Genomic DNA, 17,126 nt, shown 5'->3' with positions numbered 1-17,126 from the left:
GCTTGGGCGCCATCAGCTCTCGGGCGCGAACAAGGCGCGCAGGTCGCGCTTCAGGATCTTGCCGTTGGCGTTTCTGGGCAGCGTCGCTTCGGAGAAGCGGATCGCCACGGGGACCTTGAAGGCAGCCAGCCGCGCGCGCACCCAGGCTTGCAGCTCCGCTGCATCGGCATTGGTGTCCGGCGCCAGGTGAACCACCGCTGCCGGCTCTTCGCCAAGCGTGCGATGGGGCACGCCGACCAGCGCGCAGTCGGTGACCGCCGGGTGCGCATAAAGCACGTCCTCGACCTCGGCCGCATAGATGTTCTCACCGCCGCGGATCACCACGTCCTTCAGGCGGTCGACGATGTGGCAGAAGCCGTCGGTGTCGATGCGGGCAAGGTCGCCGGTACGCACCCAGCCGTCGACAAAGCTGGCCGCCGTCGCTTCGGGCCGGTTCCAGTATCCCTGGACCACCATCGGCCCGCGCGCCCACAACTCGCCGACCTCGCCCGCGGGCACCGGCGCGCCGGTGTCGGGTGCGAGGATCTTGAGGTCGGCGGTGGCCACCGGCGGTCCGCAGCTGGTCGGGCGGGCAAGATAGTCCTCGGCCGCATTGCTCGCCACGGTCGCCATCGTCTCGGTCATGCCCCAGCCGTTGCTGGGCATGGCGCCGAACTCCGCCTGGATGCGGCGCGCGAGTTCAGGCGCGGCAGGCGCCCCGCCATAGGCGATGCGAACCAGCGAGGCGAGATCATGGCTGTGGCGATCGGGATGCTCGAGCAGTTGCCAGGCGATGGCGGGTACGGCGCCGATCGCCTCGATCCGCTCGCGCGCGATCAGCGCCATGGCCTCGGCGGGGGCCCATTTACGCATCAGCACGACCGTGCCGCCGGTGGCGATGGCGATCATCAGGAAGGCGCTGCAGGCGGTGACGTGGAACAGCGGGATCGGCAACAGCACCGTCTGCGGCGGTGATCGCTCCGGCAGCGGCACGCCACGGCGCAGCAGCGTGCGGGCCGAGACATAGGCCGACGAAAGGATGTTGCTCATCAGGTTGCGGTGGGTGCCCACTGCGCCCTTGGGACCGCCAGTGGTGCCGCTGGTGTAGAAGATCGTCACGGGATCATCCGGGGCGATGTCGACCTCGGGGAATGGGAGCTCCGGCAGGCGTGCCCAATCGTTCGGGCTGCCGATCAGCGCCTCCAGCGGCTCGGCGTTGCCGGTCAGCCGCTCCCGCCAGCCGGATACCAGCACCGCCTCCAGCGCCGGCAGATCGGCATAGCGGTCGAGCAGGCGTTCGTGCCGGCGGGCGTCGGCGATCAGCAGGCGGGCGCCCGTGTCGGCGAGCGCGAAGGCGAGTTCCGCGCCGGTCCACCAGGCGTTGAGCGGCACGGCGATGGCGCCCAGGCTCGCGATCGCCAGCAGCGCGATCGGCCATTGCGGGCGGTTGCGCATCGCGATCGCCACCCGATCGCCCTTGGTAATGCCGCGCGCGGCGAGTTCGACGGCGAGAATAGTGACGGCGCGATAGCTCGCCGCAAAGGTGACGCGGTCATCCTCGTGGATCAGGAACAGGCGGTCGCCATGGACGCGTGACTCCCGCGCCAGCGCAGCGAGGCTCTCCGGCGCATGCTTCCAGGTTCGGGTCGGCACCCCGCGGATCGCCACCGTCTCCATCTCGAACCGCGCGCCGGGCGCGGTCAGCCGCGCGGTCGCTTCGGCAAGGGTGCAGGCCGGCCATACGGTGCCGTTGGATGGATCACTTGGTTGGTGCGGTGCCACCGCGCGGCTTGAACCTGCCACAGGAGCCGTCGTCAAGGCGCGTGCATTGCCGCTTGCCGAATACGTAAAGCGCGTGCCTAATGCGCCGACCGGATTACAGGAACGAACGACGCATGGCGCATACCCCCGAATTGCTGGTCGAGACGCTGGTTACCCTGCTTGATCTGGAGGCGCTCGACACCGACCTCTATCGCGGCGCGCGGCTGCCCGGCGGCAAGGGCCGCGTGTTCGGCGGCCAGGTGATCGGCCAGGCACTCCAGGCGGCGCAGCGATCGGTCGAGGGCAAGGTCGCCCACTCGCTCCACGCCTATTTCATGCGCGCCGGAAACGCCGAACAGCCGATCGTCTTTCAGGTGACGCGCGACTTCGATGGGCGCAGCTTCGCCACCCGGCGGGTGATGGCGTTGCAGGGGGGGCAGCCGATGCTGGTGCTCGCCGCCTCCTTCCAGCACGAAGAGGAAGGGCTGCACCACCAGGATGCGATGCCGGACGTGCCGCCGCCCGAGGCGCTCGGTTCGGAAGCCGAGGTGCAGGCGCAGATGGGCAACGAACTGTCCGACCCGGTGCGCCGTTTCCTGGCCCAGCCGCGGCCGATCGAGATGCGGCCGGTAGCGCCCGGCGACTGGCTGCGCTCCGAACCGCGGCCCCCGGTTCAGCACAGCTGGTTCCGGACGGTCGCCGCTCTGCCCGACGATCCCATGTTGCACCGGGCCGTGCTTGCCTATGCCAGTGACATGCTGCTGCTCGGCACGTCGATGATGCCGCATTCGGTACGGCTGGGCGATCCGCGCATGCAGACCGCGAGCCTGGACCATGCGCTGTGGCTGCACGAGCCGTTCCGGTTCGACGACTGGCTGCTCTACACGACGGACAGCCCCTGGGCGGGCAACGGGCGCGGATTCAACCGTGGCCGCATCTTCACGCGCGACGGCCGACTGGTAGCGAGCGTGGCGCAGGAGGGGCTGATCCGCAAGCGCGGGTAGGCGCCGATCATTACCGAACTTACGTTCTCCCTGCGCAGGCAGAAAACGCGTCAGGCCCCCGCGCGCTCCGCATGGTGCCAGGCCGTGGCGGCCAGTGTCGCGGAATGGGCCGGGTTCTCCGCTTGGCCCAGCATCGCCAGGCGGAAGAGCGTGTAGGCGAGGTGCCAGTCGAGGGCGGCGCCTGCCTCCCGCCCGCTCGCCTGGCGATAGCGAGCGATCATCTCCTCGGATGTAGGGATGCCGCTTTCCGGACCCGCGACCTCGTCCAGGCCGGGGTGAAGATCGGTTCCGCTCACCCAGCGGGCGAGAACATAGGCGAGGTCGATGTGCGGATCGCCCAGCCCCGCTTGGTCCCAGTCGATCACCGACGCCACCCGCGCGCCCTCTTGCGAGAAGACCAGGTTCTGCAGCCGGAAATTGCCGTGGACGAGCGTGGTCGCTGCCGTTTGCGGGGGTGCGACCGGCAGCCAGTCGGCCAGGCGCGCAAGCTCTGGCGTGACGCGGGCCTCGGAGCGCTCCGTCCAATGCCGAACCTTGTGGTCGAGCCGGCAGGGCGCAAAACCCGCGGCTTCAAGCGCGAGCGGCCCGGGATCGAGGGCATGAAGGGCGGCAAGCGCGTGGATCCAGGCGTCGTAATGCTCGCGACGATGCGCCGGGGTCATGCCGGGCATGGTCTCGTCCCACAGCGTCCGCCCCTCGACCAGCGCCATCAGGTAAAAGGGATCCCCGATCACCGCCGGATCATCGCAGAACGCCAGCGGGCGCGGCGCAGGATAACCGGTCGGCTGGAGCGCCTCGAGCAGCCGGTATTCGCGCTCGATCGGGTGAATCGCCTCCCGCGGCGGGTCGGCCGGGCGGCGCCGCAGCACATAGGCCTGCGTCGGCGTGTCGATGCGATAGGTCCGGTTGCGATGCCCGCCAGCGAAGCGGACATACGCGAGCGGCCCTTCGAAGCCCGGGACAGCGCCGGCCATCCATTCGGTGAGCGCGTCCGCGTGCAGATCGTCCGCCGGCCGCGTTCCGAGCATCTGCGAGGTGTCGGGATGAGTCATGCGCCGCCTCCGCCGCTCAGGCCGGACGGTGGGCGACGCCCCCAGGGTGACGGGCTGCCGTTCGCCATCGCGCTCTCCCGCTCGCAGCCGTTTGGCCGCGTTCATTCCGACCATACGCGTGGCCGGCCGGCGACGTTCCCTCGGCTTGCGTGGCCGTGCCGGCCTGCCCATGTCGGCGGCCAGGCGAAACAAGGAGCCCTGCCGATGATCCACCTCCATTACTGGCCCACCCCCAATGGCCACAAGATTACGCTGTTTCTGGAGGAGACCGGCCTCCCTTACACGCTGCATCCGGTCAACATCGGCGCAGGCGAGCAGTTCGCGCCCGACTTCCTGAAGATCGCGCCGAACAACCGCATGCCCGCGATCGTCGACGATGCACCAGCGGACGGTGGCGAGCCGATCAGCATCTTCGAATCCGGCGCGATCCTGCTCTACCTGGCCGAGAAGACCGGCCGCTTCCTGGCGCCGGACCTGCGCACCCGGTTTGAACAGACCCAATGGCTGATGTGGCAGATGGGCGGACTGGGGCCGATGTTGGGGCAGAACCATCATTTCAACCGCTATGCGCCCGAGAAGATCCCCTATGCGATTGACCGGTACGTCAAGGAAACCAACCGCTTGTACGGCGTCCTTGATCGTCGGCTGGAAGGTCGCGAATACATCGCTGGTGAGTATTCGATCGCCGACATGGCAGCCTATCCCTGGATCGTGCCGCACGAGGCCCAGGGGCAGAACCTGGCCGACTTCCCGAACGTGCAGCGCTGGTTCGAGGCGATCCGCACCCGCCCGGCGACCGAGCGCGCCTATACGGTGGGCGAGACGGTGAGCGCGGGCGGCGGCGAGATGACCGACGAGATGCGCCGCAACCTGTTCGGCCAGACCGCAGGCAGCGGGCGCGGCTGAGGTAGAATGCTGGGGCGGGAAAGACAAATTGCGACAGTTTTCCCGCCCGTCGACACAGCGTTGCGACAGGGTGCCGCCAGAAGGCAGGGGTCGCCGCGACACTGCGTCGCGGCAAGCACTGCTGAAAGGCTCTTGAGATGAAGAAGTTCATGATTGCCGCAGCGCTCGGCGCCACCCTGTTGGGCGGTGCTGCGCAGGCGACGCTCCCGCAGGATGCGGCGCAGCGCCGCGCCGGTCCGATGGCGATGGTCGATGCCGACAAGGATGGCGTGGTCACCCGTGCAGAAGCATTGGCGGCCGCCGACCGGCACTTCGCGCAGATGGATCGGAACGGGGATGGGAAGCTCACGGGCGAGGAACTGCGCCGTCCGGGTCACCGGGGCCATCATCGGCCGGGTGCCGATGGCAAGGCACCGCCCCCGGGTGCAGTGACGCCGCTGCAGACCGACCGCGACGGCCGCATCGACAAGCCGGCCCGGGGTGCCGGCCCCAAGCACAGCCGCGGGCACATGCTGGCGCGGCTGGACACCAACCGCGACGGCAGCGTCTCCCGCGAGGAGTTCCGAACCGAGGCTACCCAGCGCTTCGATCGGGTCGACGCGAACCGCGACGGGCGTATCGACGCGACCGAGCAAGCGGCAATGGAGGCGCGGATGCGCGAGCACAAAGCCAAGCGCATGCAGAACCGCCATGCGCCGGGCGCTCCCGCGGCGCCCCTCGCCAAGAACTGAGCTGGAACGGCCGGGCACCCCAGCCCGGCCGTTCTCCCCCGCGCTGTGGAACCGGCGCGGGAGTGTGATAGGGCTTCGCACATGGCCGATATTCCCCATCTCCTGCTGGTCGACGACGAACGGTCGATCCGTGAGCCGCTCGCCCAATATCTGACCAAGCAGGGATTCCGCGTGACCCAGGCGGGCGACGCCGAGGGCGCGCGCGCGCGCCTCGCTGCGTACGCGATAGACCTGATCGTGCTCGACATCATGATGCCGGGCGAGGACGGGCTGTCGCTGTGCCGGCATGTCCGCGAGACCAGCGATACGCCGGTGATCCTGCTGACCGCGCGTGCCGAGGAGACCGACCGCATCGTTGGCCTGGAGATGGGCGCGGACGATTATGTGGTGAAGCCCTTTTCCCCGCGCGAGCTCGCCGCCCGGATCAAGGTGGTGCTGCGCCGGCTGGCAGGCGGCGGCGTGCGCCAGCATGCGCCAGAAAGCGGCTCCTTCGCCTTTGCCGGCTGGGTGCTCAAAAGCGGCGAGCGCAGCCTGGTGGACCGGGAGGGCGTGTCTGTGCCCTTGTCGACGGGCGAGTACAACCTGCTGCACGCGCTGGTCATCCGGCCGCGCCAGGTGCTGACCCGCGACCAGCTGCTCGACCTGACCCAGGGGCGTGAGGCCGCGGCCTTCGACCGCGCGATTGACAATCAGATCAGCCGCCTGCGCAAGAAGATCGAGGCCGATCCCAAGAACCCCGACATCATCAAGACCGTGTGGGGCGGCGGCTATACGCTGGCGAGCGAGGTCACTCGGCTTTGAACCGGCTCTGGCCCCGCAGCCTGTCCGGGCAGATTGCACTGTTGGTCGCGATCGCGCTGTTCGTGGCGCAGGCGATCAATTTCGCCATGTTGCTGCGCGAGCGAAGCGCTGTCCGCTTTGCGCAAGTGACGGTGCCGGCCGTGACGCGGATGGTGGACGCGGCCGAGCGGCTGCGCGGCGACCGCATCGCGGACCGGCAGGCACCGCGCGGCGTGCGCTCGCGGGCCGTGCGGCTGCGCCTCACCAATCCGCTTGAGCACAAAGGTACCAGCGATCCGGAGTTCGAAACGGCCGTGCGCAACGCCTTTTCCGACGCCGGGCTGGAGGTCAGGCGTATCGAGACTGAAATCCAGCTGGTGAACCCACGGGATCCGGCGCTGCGCCGGCTCGACCGCGGCTATGCGGAGCGGCTTCGCCGCTATGGCGCGACGCTGAAGGTCGCCGCCGAGATCCCCGGCCAGGGCTGGCTGGTGCTGGAGACGCCGTGGCCCAACACCCAGCAAGGGCTGGTGTGGCAGCTGATCGCGCAGACGCTGATCCTCTATGGCTTCGTGCTGCTGCCGGTGCTGTGGATCGGGAGCCGCATTTCCAAGCCGTTGCGGGCACTCACCCAGGCGGCGCATGCCTATCGACCCGGATCGGCCGCCAATATCGTCGAGGAGTCCGGGCCTGGCGACGTGCGCGCGGTGATCGCCGCGTTCAACGGTATGAGCGTCCGCGTGGGCGGCATGCTGGAGGAAAAAGACCGGATGCTGGGCGCGATCGGCCACGACCTTCGCACGCCGCTTGCCGCGCTGCGCGTCCGGATCGAGTCGGTCGAGGATGATGCTGATCGCGCGCGCATGGCCGAGACCATCGACGAGATGAACCGCACGCTGGAAGACATTCTGTCGCTGGCGCGCCTCGGCCGCCCGAGCGAGCCGGAGACGCAGGTTGATTTGGCGGCGCTGGTCGATGCGGTGGTCGAGGACTTCCGCGACCTGGGTGCGGACGTGTCGTTCGAAGAGACCGAGCGCCAGCGGCTGCGCCTGCGGCCCACGCTGATGCGGCGCGCGATCCGCAACCTGATCGAGAACGCCGTCAAATATGCCGGCGGCGCGGAGGTGCGCCTGGTAGCCGACCCGACGCGCGTGCGCATCGAAGTGGCGGATCGCGGCCCCGGCATTCCGCCCGAGCAGATCGCAGCGGTGTTCCAGCCCTTCACTCGGCTCGAAACCTCCCGCAATCGGGAAACCGGCGGTATCGGCTTGGGCCTGGCGCTGGCGCAGGCGATCGTGGGCGATGCCGGCGGCGAGATCGCGCTGGCGAACCGCGAAGGCGGCGGACTGCTCGCCACCATCACCTTGCCGCGCGGATAGGCCGGCAGGCGCCCGCATCCTTTCGCACGCGGAACCAGTTCCTCGCCTCTGCACTTCTTCCGATGTCCCTTTCCCCACAGGCGCTGCTGCATGATCAAGATCGCGAGCTACAACATGCGCAAGGCCATCGGCACCGATCGACGCCGCCGGCCCGAGCGCACGCTGGAGGTGCTGCGCGAGATCGATGCGGACGTGATCGCGTTGCAGGAATGCGACCGCCGCCTGGGCCAGCGCGTAGGCGTAATCCCCGAGCATATGCTGGAGGAGCATACCGACTGGCGCGCCGTTCCGGTCGCGATGCGGGCGCGCAGCATGGGCTGGCACGGAAACGCGCTGCTGGTGCGGAAAACGGCACAGGTGCTGGATTGTGAACGGATCGAGCTTCCGGCGCTGGAGCCGCGCGGCGCGGTCTCTGCCGATATCCGCATCGGCGGCATGCTGCTGCGGGCTGTCGGCATGCACCTGGATCTGTCCGGCCTGTGGCGACGCAAGCAGGCAGCGGCGATCCTGAGCCATTGCGACAGCGCGACGCGAGCGATGCCGACGGTGCTGATGGGCGACCTCAACGAATGGAGCGCTGCGTCCGGCTGCCTGCGCGACTTTGCGCGGCACCACCAGTTCGCAATGACCGGCCCCAGCTTTCACGCGCGCCGCCCGGTGGGGCGGCTCGACCGGATCATGGCCTCGGCCGAGCTGAAGATCGTGGAGGCAGGCGTGCACGACACGGCGGCGGCGCGAACCGCGTCGGACCATCTCCCGATCTGGGCAGTCGTCGAGCCCGCCTGACCGGGGTTCCCTTGCCCGCACGGCCCTCCCCGCCTAAGCAGGCAGGGACCGCAAACCAAGGGGCACGGCCATGCAATTCCTGAAAACCCTGTTCTGGGCGCTGCTCGTCGGGGTCGTGGTGGCCTTCAGCCTCAACAACATGACCATGGTGCCGGTGCGCCTGTGGGGCAGCGTGGTGGCGGACGTGAACCTGCCGCTGCTGCTGATCATCACCTTCCTGCTGGGCTTCGTCCCGGCGTATCTGTCGCTGGTGACCGTGCGGTGGCGCGCGCGCCAGCGGATCGCCGCGACCGAGCGCGCGCTCGCCGACCTGCGTGCCCAGCATGCGGCGACGCCGGCCACGTTGACGCCGGGCGACCTGCCCGCCGCGCGCGCTGCCTCCACGCCTGCTGCCGCTGTGACCCCGGTCAATGCCGGCGGAGTGCCCGTCCACGACAATGCCCTGGGTGAGCACCCGGTGGTGCCGAACCAGATTGCCCAGGACCGTCCATGACCTCTCCGATCTATGTTGCCCTCGACACGCCGGACCTGGAACGCGCCAAGACGCTCGCCAAGCGCGTGCAGCGCCACGTCGGCGGCATCAAGCTGGGGCTGGAGTTCTTCATGGCGAACGGCCAGCACGGCGTTCGCGAGATGGCGGACATCGGCCTGCCGATCTTCCTGGACCTGAAGCTCCACGACATCCCCAACACCGTCGCCAAGGCGATCCAGGCACTGCATCCACTCAAGCCCGCAATCCTGACCGTCCATGCCGCCGGCGGCCGCGCGATGCTGGAGGATGCCAAGGCGGCCGCGCCGACGGGCACCAAGGTGGTGGCGGTGACGATGCTGACCAGCCTGGATGGCGAGGACCTGCGCTCGATCGGCCTGGCGCCGGACCCGCATGAGCAGGTGGGGCGGCTGGCGGAACTCGCCCGGTCGGCGGGCGTCGACGGCATCGTGTGTTCGGGCGAGGAAGTACGCGCGGCGCATGCGGCGTGGCGCGACGGCTTTTTCGTGGTGCCGGGCGTACGCCCCGCCGATGGCAAGGTCGGCGACCAGAAGCGGGTGGTCACCCCGCGCGCAGCGATGGACGGCGGTGCCTCGATCCTGGTGATCGGCCGACCGATCACCCAGGCCGAAGATCCCGACGCCGCCGCGCGCGCGATCGGCGCGACGCTCTAAGCACCGCCTCCCCGATCAGGACCAACCCGCCGCCGAGCAGATAGGCGGCGAAATCGTGCAGGTCGAACCCGGTGCCGAGCACCACGCGGGCAATCCCGTTATTCGCGAGGCCCAGCGTGTTGACCAGGCGGAACCACTGCGACAGCTCGATTGCAAAGGCGATCGCGAGCGCGGCGGCGATGGCAGACGGGACCGACAGCCGGGTAGCGGCGCGCAGGGTGAGATAGACCAGCACCACTGCAAGGCTGTCGCCGAGATACGGCCGGATCATGCGATCGCGGACCCACAGCGCGATCGCGACCTCCAGCAGGAAAACCAGAAGGGCGGCGGCGGCATAGCCGGCATGGAAGCGGCGCGAGCAGTTGTGCATCCCGCCGCCCTACCCGCGAACCGTGCAGGAAGGATGCATGGGGCGTGCTGATCTGGCGGCATCCCAGGGGCATCCGTTGACTCCGCCCGTCTGCAGGCGCAGCCTGCGGCCATGTTGGCAATCGTTGTCGCGCTCTTGGCAGGCTCGCAAAGCTGCACCGAGGTGCCGCAGCAATGTCGCGCCTGCAAGGTGGTGGCGAGGCGGCAGACATGCTCCACGGTGGGCATCGCCTGTCAGCCCGTGAAGCGGATCTGCCGCCCGGCCGACAAGCCCGTCGCGCAGACGCCCGCATCGGCCGCAAAGGCACGCCTGGAGCAGCGCTGATCCGCTATTCGTGGCGCAGGGCGTCCATGGGGTTGAGGGCTGCGGCCCGCCGGGCGGGGAAATAGCCGAACACGACGCCGATCGCCGCCGAAATGGCGAAGGCGACCAGGTTGATCGTGGGATTGAAGCTCCAGCCGAGCTTCATCAGCGGCGCGATTCCGAGCACCGCAAGCTGCGCAAGCGCCAGGCCGATGAGGCCGCCCAGGCACGACAGCGCCACCGCCTCGACCAGGAACTGCATCTGCACCTCATGCGCGAGCGCCCCGATGGCGAGACGGATGCCGATCTCACGCGTACGTTCCGTCACCGAAACCAGCATGATGTTCATGATGCCGATGCCGCCGACCACCAGACTGATCGCGGCCACGGCGGTAACAATGCCGGTCAGGAGCGTGGTGGCGCCCGCCAGCGTCTGCGCGATTTGCTTGGGGTCGAGGATGTTGAAGTCGTTCTCTTGCCCCGGCCGGACGTTGCGTCGCTCGCGCAGCAGACCTCCGAGCGAGGCGGAAACCGTGTCGGTGTCATAGGCCGCATCGACGCCAACCAGCATCGCTTTGAAATTGGGATTGCCCACGAAGCGGCGGGCAACCGTCTTGGGCGGCATGATGACGAAGTCGTCCTGGTCCCCACCCCCGAAGCCTGCCTGCCCCTTGCTGATGAGCAGGCCCACGACCTGGCACGAGAAGCTGCCGGCGCGGAAGCGCTGGCCGATCGGGCTGTCCTGCCCGAACAGCTTGGTACGCACCGTGTTGCCGATGATGCACACTGCCTTGCCCGACGCTTCCTCGGCCGGTGTGAAGATGCGGCCTTCCTGCAACGGCCAGGGCTGCACCTGGAAATAGGCATGGTTCATGCCGAAGATGCTGGTCGACCAGTTGTTGCCGCCGCGAATGACCGTCGCCTGTGCCTGGGCCTGACTAGCAACCGCGGTGACGCCCGCGATCTGGCGTTCGATCGCAACGATGTCCTCGGGCTTGAAGTCCGCCGGCAGGCCGGCACCGCCGCCGCGCCCGAAGCCGCCACCCGGATGCACGTGCAGCACGTTGGTGCCGAGGTTCGCGATCTGCTGCTGCACCGCTTCCCCACCTGCCTCGCCGAGCGTGACCATGGTGACCACCGCCGCGACACCGATGACGATGCCCAGCGTCGTCAGGAAGGAACGCAATGTGTGACGGCGGATCGACCGGAAGGCGAGGACGAGGCTCGTCCCCAGCATCAGCGGGGCTGCGCAAGAACTGCAGGGTGCGAGTCGGGCAGGACCATCCCGTCGAGAGTGCGCGAACTCAGCCCCGCAGCCAAGATGCCCAAGCGGCTTTTCCCTCGCGCGCCGCCGCCAGTACCGCTACTGCTGCGCCCATGTATGCTTCTGCCAAGATCTGCGGCCTCTCGACGCCTGCCACACTCGACGCCGCGGTGCTGGGGGGTGCCAGCCATGTCGGGTTCGTGTTCTTCGAAGCCTCGCCTCGCAACGTCGGGCTGGAGCAGGCTGCGGGGCTGGCCGCGCGGGTGCCGACGCATGTCCAGCGGGTCGGCGTGTTCGTCGATCCCGACGACGCGCTGCTCGATGCCGCGGTTCAGGCCGGGCGGCTCGACGCGGTTCAGCTGCACAAGACTTCCCCCGAGCGCGCGGCGGTAATCCGCGGCCGTTTGCGGCGTCAGATCTGGGCGGCGGTGGCGGTAAAGACGCGCGCCGACCTGGATGCCGCGCGCGAGTATGCCGGGGCGGCCGACCGCATCCTCTATGATGCCAAGACGCCGGACACCTCCGCCCTGCCCGGCGGCATGGGCGTGCGGTTCGACTGGACGCTGCTCGACGGCTTTGCGCATCCGCTGCCCTGGGCGTTGTCGGGCGGGCTGGACGCCGGCAATGTCGTCGAAGCGATTGTGCGGACCGGTGCGCGACTGGTCGATGTCTCCTCGGGCGTCGAGGAAGCGCCGGGGGTCAAGGACGTCGCCAGGATCCGTGCCTTCCTGGCTGCCGTCGCGAAGGGCTGAGCCACCGGACTGCGTACGCAAAAGGGGTTGAGGGCGCCCCCGCCCCTGCTAAAGCCGGCGCCATGACCGCGCCCAACACCTTCCGCGCCCAGCCCGACGAACGGGGCCATTTCGGCCAGTTCGGCGGGCGGTACGTCGCCGAGACGCTGATGCCGCTGATCCTGGACCTGGAGCGCGAATATCGCGCGGCCAAGGCCGATCCGGCGTTCCAGGCCCAGTTCGACGATCTGCTCGAACATTATGTCGGCCGCCCGAGCCCACTCTATTATGCCGAACGGCTGACCGAGACGCTGCGCGAGAGCGCGGCGCCCGGCATGGGCGCGCAGGTCTGGTTCAAGCGCGACGAACTGAACCACACGGGCGCGCACAAGATCAACAACTGCATCGGCCAGATCCTGCTGGCGATGCGGATGGGCAAGACGCGGATCATCGCAGAGACGGGCGCGGGCCAGCATGGCGTCGCCACTGCCACCGTGTGCGCGCGCTTCGGCCTGCCCTGCACCATCTTCATGGGTGCCAAGGACGTCGAGCGGCAGCAGCCGAACGTCTTCCGCATGAAGCTGCTGGGCGCGGAAGTGCGGCCGGTGGCGAGCGGGGCGGCGACGCTGAAGGACGCGATGAACGAGGCGCTGCGCGACTGGGTCGCGAACGTCCACGACACTTTCTACATCATCGGCACGGCGGCCGGCCCCCACCCCTATCCAGAGCTGGTGCGCGACTTCCAGTCGGTGATCGGGCGCGAGGCCCGGGCACAGATGCTGTCGCGCATCAACCGTCTGCCCGACCTGCTGGTGGCGGCGATCGGCGGCGGATCAAACGCGATCGGCTTGTTCCACCCGTTCCTGGACGACGCCGAGGTGGCGATGCTCGGCATCGAGGCGGCGGGCCATGGCCTGGACAAGCAGCATGCGGCCAGCCTTGCCGGCGGCGCACCGGGTATCCTCCACGGCAACAAGACCTATCTGCTGCAGGACGAGGACGGCCAGATCGCCGAGGCGCACTCGATCTCGGCCGGGCTCGACTATCCGGGCATCGGGCCGGAGCACAGCTGGCTGCACGAGATCGGCCGCGTGAAGTACGAGGCCGTCACCGACGTGGAGGCGCTCGACGCGTTCCAGATGCTGTGCCGGACCGAAGGCATCATTCCCGCGCTCGAACCTTCGCACGCAATCGCAGCCGTGGCGCGCAAGGCGCGGGAAATGCGGGACGATCAGGTGATCCTGGCGAACCTGTGCGGGCGCGGCGACAAGGACATCTTCACGGTCGCCGCCGCCCTGGGGGTGGCGATATGAGCCGCATCGCCGACACCTTCGCACGCTGTCGTGAGCAGGGTCGCGCGGCGCTGGTCACCTTCGTGACCGCCGGCGATCCGAACCTAGAGGCGACGGGCGCAATCCTGGACGCGCTGGTCGCGGGCGGCGCCGACGTGATCGAGCTGGGCATGCCGTTCACCGATCCGATGGCGGACGGGCCGGCGATCCAGCTGGCGAACATCCGTAGTCTGGGCGCGGGCACGACCACTGCCGACATCCTGGCGATCGTCCGCGAGTTCCGCAGCCGGCACGCCGAGGTGCCGCTGGTGCTGATGGGCTATGCCAACCCGATGGTCCGCCGCGGTGCCGACTGGTTCGCTGACGCTGCAGCGGATGCAGGCGTGGACGGCGTGATCTGCGTCGACATTCCGCCGGAGGAGGACGACAGCCTGGGCGTAGCGCTGCGCGCGCGCGGCATCGCGCCGATCCGGCTCGCCACCCCCACCACTGACGTGGCGCGACTGCCCGCGGTGCTCGATGGCGCCGATGGCTTCCTCTACTACGTGTCCGTCGCCGGCATCACCGGCAAGCAGCAGGCCGCGCAGACCTCGATTGAAGAGGCGGTGGCCCGGCTGAAGCAATCGACCGAGCTGCCGGTTGCGGTCGGCTTTGGCGTGCGCACGCCCGAACAGGCGGCGGCCATCGGCCGTGTCGCCGACGGCGTGGTGGTGGGATCGGCGATCGTCGAGATCGTGGGTGCGAGCGGCAGCAATGCCGCCGAGCCCGTCCGCACCTATGTTCAGTCGCTCGCCGCCGCGCTGGCGAGCGCCCGGAAGGAACTTGCATGAGCTGGATTACCCGCGTTCGCAACGCGCTCCCCTTTGTCGCCCCGCGCCAGACGCCCGACAATCTGTGGCACAAGTGCAAGGGCTGCGGTCAGATGGTCTTCACCAAGGAATTGGAGGAGAACCAGTATGTCTGCCCGATGTGCGACCATCACGAGCGCATCGGTCCCAAGGAGCGGTTCGCCTATCTGTTCGACGAGGGTAGCTGCGAGACGCTGCCGAGCCCGACCGTGCCGGAAGATCCGCTCAAGTTCCGCGATTCCAAGCGCTATGCCGATCGGCTGAGGGCGGCGCGCACCAGCACCGGCGACATGGACGCCTGGATCAACGCGGTCGGCACCATCGACGGTCATCAGGCGGTGATCGGCGTGCAGAACTTCGGCTTCATGGGCGGCTCGATGGGCCAGGCCGTGGGCGAGGCGTTCATCCGCGGTGTCGAGAACGCGATCGAACGCAACTGCCCGTTCATCGTCTTCACCGCATCGGGCGGCGCCCGCATGCAGGAGGGCATCCTGAGCCTGATGCAGATGCCGCGCACCACCGTCGCGATCGAGATGCTGCACGATGCCGGGCTGCCCTACATCGTCGTGCTGACCGATCCGACCTCGGGCGGGGTGATGGCGGCCTATGCGATGCTGGGCGACGTGCAGATCGCCGAGCCCAAGGCGACGCTGGCGTTTACCGGCCGCCGCGTGATCGAGAGCACGATCCGCGAGAAGCTGCCCGACGATTTCCAGACGTCGGAATATTACCGCGACCACGGGCTGATCGACATGGTCACCCACCGCAAGGAACTGCGCAGCACGCTCGCCGAACTGATCGACTTCCTGTGCGCGGGGAAGAAGGCGGCGTAAGCCGACACGATGCGCCGCAATGGCATCCGACGTGTCGCCGGCGGGCTCGCCGCCCTGCTGGCGGCGTGGCTGGTGCTGGTTGCGGTGCAGATCGTGCGGGCGGGGAACACCACCCCCACCCGGCCGGCGGATGCTGCGATCGTGCTGGGTGCGGCAATCCGCGGGGACCAGCCCTCGCCCGTGTTCGCGGCGCGGATCGATCATGGGCTGACGCTCTATCGCAGGGGCCGAGTGCGCACCCTGATCCTCACGGGCGGCTACGGCACGGGGCTGCGCCACGCCGAGTCCGCGGTCGCACGCGACTACGCCATCCGCCGCGGAATCCCCGCCTCGGCAATCCGCATTGAGACACGTTCCCGCACGACGCGGGAGAACCTGATCGAGGCAGCAGCGCTGTTGCGTGCGAACCAGGAGCATTCGGCGCTGATCGTGAGCGACCCGCTGCACCTGAAGCGCGCGGTGCGGATGGCCGTTGATCTGGGGATCGCCGCACAAGGCGCGCCGACGCCCACCACCCGCCATCGCGGCTGGCAGGCGCGCGCCGGTTTCCTCCTCCGGGAGGTCTATTACTACAACCAATATCTGGTTACCGGCGCCTGATGCCCGACCATGCCACCTCCGCTGACCCTGCTGTGCAGTTCCAGCTCGATCGCCTGATGGCGCTGGGGCCGGGCGCCGATGTGCTGGGGCTCGACCGGATCACGCGACTGCTGGCGCGGCTGGGCGATCCGCAGTTGGACCTGCCGCCGGTGATCCATGTCGCCGGCACCAATGGCAAGGGATCGACCTGCGCCTTCCTGCGCGCGGCGGTCGAGGCGGCGGGGATGACCGCGCATGTCTATACCAGCCCGCATCTGGTGCGGTTCAACGAGCGGATCCGTGTCGCCGGGCGGCTGATCGAGGACGCAAAGCTCGCCGCGCTGCTGGCGGAGGTGCTGGATGCGGGCGCGGACATTGGCGCCAGCTTCTTCGAGGTGACGACCGCAGTCGCCTTTCTCGCCTTCACGCGGACGCCCGCGGACGTGTGCATCATCGAGGTGGGCTTGGGCGGGCGGCTTGATGCGACCAACGTGATCCCGGCGCCCGCGGCCACCGCGATCGCGCAGCTGGGCATCGACCACCAGGCGTTCCTGGGCGACACGGCGGAAGCGATTGCGCGGGAGAAGGCCGGCATCGCCAAGCCGGGTGTGCCGCTGGTCACCATGGCCTATCCGCCCACCGTAGCGGACGCGGTCGCCGCCGTCGCGACTGCAGCGGGCGCCCGCGTCCACGCCCGCGGAAGCAACTGGTCGTTCCGGGTCGAAGGCGATCGACTATGCTACCGCGATGCGCGCGGAATGGTGGACACCCCGCTGCCGGCGCTTGCCGGGCCGCACCAGCCGGCCAACCTCGCGCTCGCGATCGCGACCTTGCGGCACCAGACACGGGTACCGATTCCCGATGCCGCCCTGTCCGCTGCCGCCATCCAGGCGCGCTGGCCCGCGCGGATGCAGCGGCTGGGCGACGGACCGCTTCACGCCCTGCTGCCTGCAGGTGCGGAACTGTGGCTGGACGGTGGGCATAATCCGGCGGCCGCGGATGCGGTTGCCGACACGATCGAGCGGGTAGCGCACGGCCGCGCGGTGCACCTGGTGCTGGGCATGCTGTCCAACAAGGATGCCGACGGATTGCTCGCCCCCTTCGCGCCGTTCGCAGCAAGCCTGACGGCGGTGCCGGTCCCCGGGCACGCCTGTCACGATCCGGCCGAGCTGGTCGAAGTCGCGCACCGGCTCGGGATCACCGCCACGGCCGCCGCCGCCGATGTTCCGACAGCGCTGCGCATGCTGGCCGCGCGCGTGGCCTCCGACGCGCCGCCGGTAGTGCTGGTGCTGGGCTCGCTCTACCTGGCCGGCGGGGTTCTGGAGGCGAACGACGAACTGCCGGACTGACGCGCCTTATTGATA

General features: G+C 69.0%; 19 protein-coding genes. 15 read left to right on the top strand and 4 right to left on the bottom strand.

Translation table 11 applies throughout. The features are described 5' to 3' along the window. Positions 1-12 precede the first annotated feature (12 nt). Positions 13-1,761 carry a class I adenylate-forming enzyme family protein gene (locus LK533_RS03765; protein WP_229361424.1) on the bottom strand — a complete coding sequence of 583 codons (1,749 nt, stop codon included), beginning with the start codon at positions 1,759-1,761 and terminating at the stop codon, positions 13-15. Between the two features lie 113 nt (positions 1,762-1,874). On the opposite strand from LK533_RS03765, the gene LK533_RS03760 reads away from it, so the two are divergent. Continuing rightward, the gene (locus LK533_RS03760; RefSeq protein WP_229361423.1) at positions 1,875-2,744 is read left to right on the top strand and encodes an acyl-CoA thioesterase; all 870 of its coding nucleotides are present in this window, start codon (positions 1,875-1,877) and stop codon (positions 2,742-2,744) included. A gap of 50 nt (positions 2,745-2,794) precedes the next feature. On the opposite strand, the gene LK533_RS03755 is transcribed toward LK533_RS03760, so the two are convergent. Continuing rightward, positions 2,795-3,796, bottom strand: a complete 1,002-nt coding sequence (locus LK533_RS03755; RefSeq protein WP_229361422.1) for a phosphotransferase family protein — start codon at positions 3,794-3,796, stop codon at positions 2,795-2,797. 204 nt (positions 3,797-4,000) lie between these two features. On the opposite strand from LK533_RS03755, the gene LK533_RS03750 reads away from it, so the two are divergent. From LK533_RS03750 to pyrF, 7 genes are all read left to right on the top strand, one after another. Further along, positions 4,001-4,702, top strand: coding sequence for a glutathione binding-like protein (locus LK533_RS03750; protein ID WP_229361421.1), 702 nt, complete (start codon positions 4,001-4,003; stop codon positions 4,700-4,702). Positions 4,703-4,839: 137 nt separating this feature from the next. Further along, positions 4,840-5,433: an EF-hand domain-containing protein gene (locus LK533_RS03745; protein ID WP_229361420.1), complete on the top strand. Its 594-nt coding sequence runs from the start codon at positions 4,840-4,842 to the stop codon at positions 5,431-5,433. A gap of 81 nt (positions 5,434-5,514) precedes the next feature. Further along, positions 5,515-6,234, top strand: a complete 720-nt coding sequence (locus tag LK533_RS03740; protein ID WP_229361419.1) for a response regulator — start codon at positions 5,515-5,517, stop codon at positions 6,232-6,234. Beyond that, on the top strand, positions 6,231-7,592 hold the full coding sequence (locus LK533_RS03735) for a sensor histidine kinase (RefSeq protein ID WP_229361418.1): 1,362 nt from the start codon (positions 6,231-6,233) through the stop codon (positions 7,590-7,592). Before LK533_RS03740 ends, LK533_RS03735 begins: the two co-directional genes overlap by 4 nt. Before the next feature lie 90 nt (positions 7,593-7,682). Further along, on the top strand, positions 7,683-8,378 hold the full coding sequence (locus tag LK533_RS03730; protein ID WP_229361417.1) for an endonuclease/exonuclease/phosphatase family protein: 696 nt from the start codon (positions 7,683-7,685) through the stop codon (positions 8,376-8,378). 70 nt (positions 8,379-8,448) lie between these two features. Next, complete coding sequence (locus LK533_RS03725) at positions 8,449-8,871, top strand: LapA family protein (RefSeq protein ID WP_229361416.1); 423 nt, start codon at positions 8,449-8,451, stop codon at positions 8,869-8,871. Beyond that, positions 8,868-9,542: an orotidine-5'-phosphate decarboxylase gene (pyrF, locus tag LK533_RS03720; RefSeq protein ID WP_229361415.1), complete on the top strand. Its 675-nt coding sequence runs from the start codon at positions 8,868-8,870 to the stop codon at positions 9,540-9,542. Before LK533_RS03725 ends, pyrF begins: the two co-directional genes overlap by 4 nt. Here pyrF and LK533_RS03715 read toward each other — a convergent pair. Beyond that, positions 9,487-9,912, bottom strand: a complete 426-nt coding sequence (locus LK533_RS03715) for a DUF2809 domain-containing protein (protein ID WP_229361414.1) — start codon at positions 9,910-9,912, stop codon at positions 9,487-9,489. The genes pyrF and LK533_RS03715 overlap by 56 nt on opposite strands. A 111-nt stretch (positions 9,913-10,023) precedes the next feature. On the opposite strand from LK533_RS03715, the gene LK533_RS03710 reads away from it, so the two are divergent. Beyond that, positions 10,024-10,236, top strand: coding sequence for a hypothetical protein (locus LK533_RS03710; RefSeq protein WP_229361413.1), 213 nt, complete (start codon positions 10,024-10,026; stop codon positions 10,234-10,236). 4 nt (positions 10,237-10,240) lie between these two features. Here the strand turns inward: LK533_RS03710 and LK533_RS03705 are convergent, their stop codons facing one another. Then, positions 10,241-11,452 carry an ABC transporter permease gene (locus LK533_RS03705; protein WP_229361412.1) on the bottom strand — a complete coding sequence of 404 codons (1,212 nt, stop codon included), beginning with the start codon at positions 11,450-11,452 and terminating at the stop codon, positions 10,241-10,243. 140 nt (positions 11,453-11,592) lie between these two features. Here LK533_RS03705 and LK533_RS03700 point away from each other — a divergent pair, with 140 nt between their 5' ends. From LK533_RS03700 to LK533_RS03675, 6 genes are all read left to right on the top strand, one after another. Further along, positions 11,593-12,231, top strand: a complete 639-nt coding sequence (locus LK533_RS03700; protein ID WP_229361411.1) for a phosphoribosylanthranilate isomerase — start codon at positions 11,593-11,595, stop codon at positions 12,229-12,231. Positions 12,232-12,293: 62 nt separating this feature from the next. Continuing rightward, positions 12,294-13,523: a tryptophan synthase subunit beta gene (gene trpB / locus LK533_RS03695; protein ID WP_229361410.1), complete on the top strand. Its 1,230-nt coding sequence runs from the start codon at positions 12,294-12,296 to the stop codon at positions 13,521-13,523. Then, complete coding sequence (trpA, locus tag LK533_RS03690) at positions 13,520-14,332, top strand: tryptophan synthase subunit alpha (protein WP_229361409.1); 813 nt, start codon at positions 13,520-13,522, stop codon at positions 14,330-14,332. The genes trpB and trpA overlap by 4 nt, the downstream gene beginning before the upstream one ends. Then, entirely contained in the window at positions 14,329-15,183 is an 855-nt protein-coding gene (gene accD, locus LK533_RS03685) for an acetyl-CoA carboxylase, carboxyltransferase subunit beta (protein WP_229361408.1), read from the top strand. Before trpA ends, accD begins: the two co-directional genes overlap by 4 nt. A gap of 9 nt (positions 15,184-15,192) precedes the next feature. Beyond that, entirely contained in the window at positions 15,193-15,783 is a 591-nt protein-coding gene (locus LK533_RS03680) for a YdcF family protein (RefSeq protein ID WP_229361407.1), read from the top strand. Then, positions 15,783-17,111 carry a bifunctional folylpolyglutamate synthase/dihydrofolate synthase gene (locus LK533_RS03675; RefSeq protein ID WP_229361406.1) on the top strand — a complete coding sequence of 443 codons (1,329 nt, stop codon included), beginning with the start codon at positions 15,783-15,785 and terminating at the stop codon, positions 17,109-17,111. The genes LK533_RS03680 and LK533_RS03675 overlap by 1 nt, the downstream gene beginning before the upstream one ends. The last annotated feature ends 15 nt before the right edge of the window (positions 17,112-17,126 follow it).

It is taken from the genome of Sphingomonas sp. PL-96 (assembly GCF_020707215.1).
GTDB lineage: Bacteria > Pseudomonadota > Alphaproteobacteria > Sphingomonadales > Sphingomonadaceae > Sphingomonas.
Note: the sequence above shows the minus strand (reverse complement) of the source record. Positions and strands in the feature narration are given on the sequence as shown.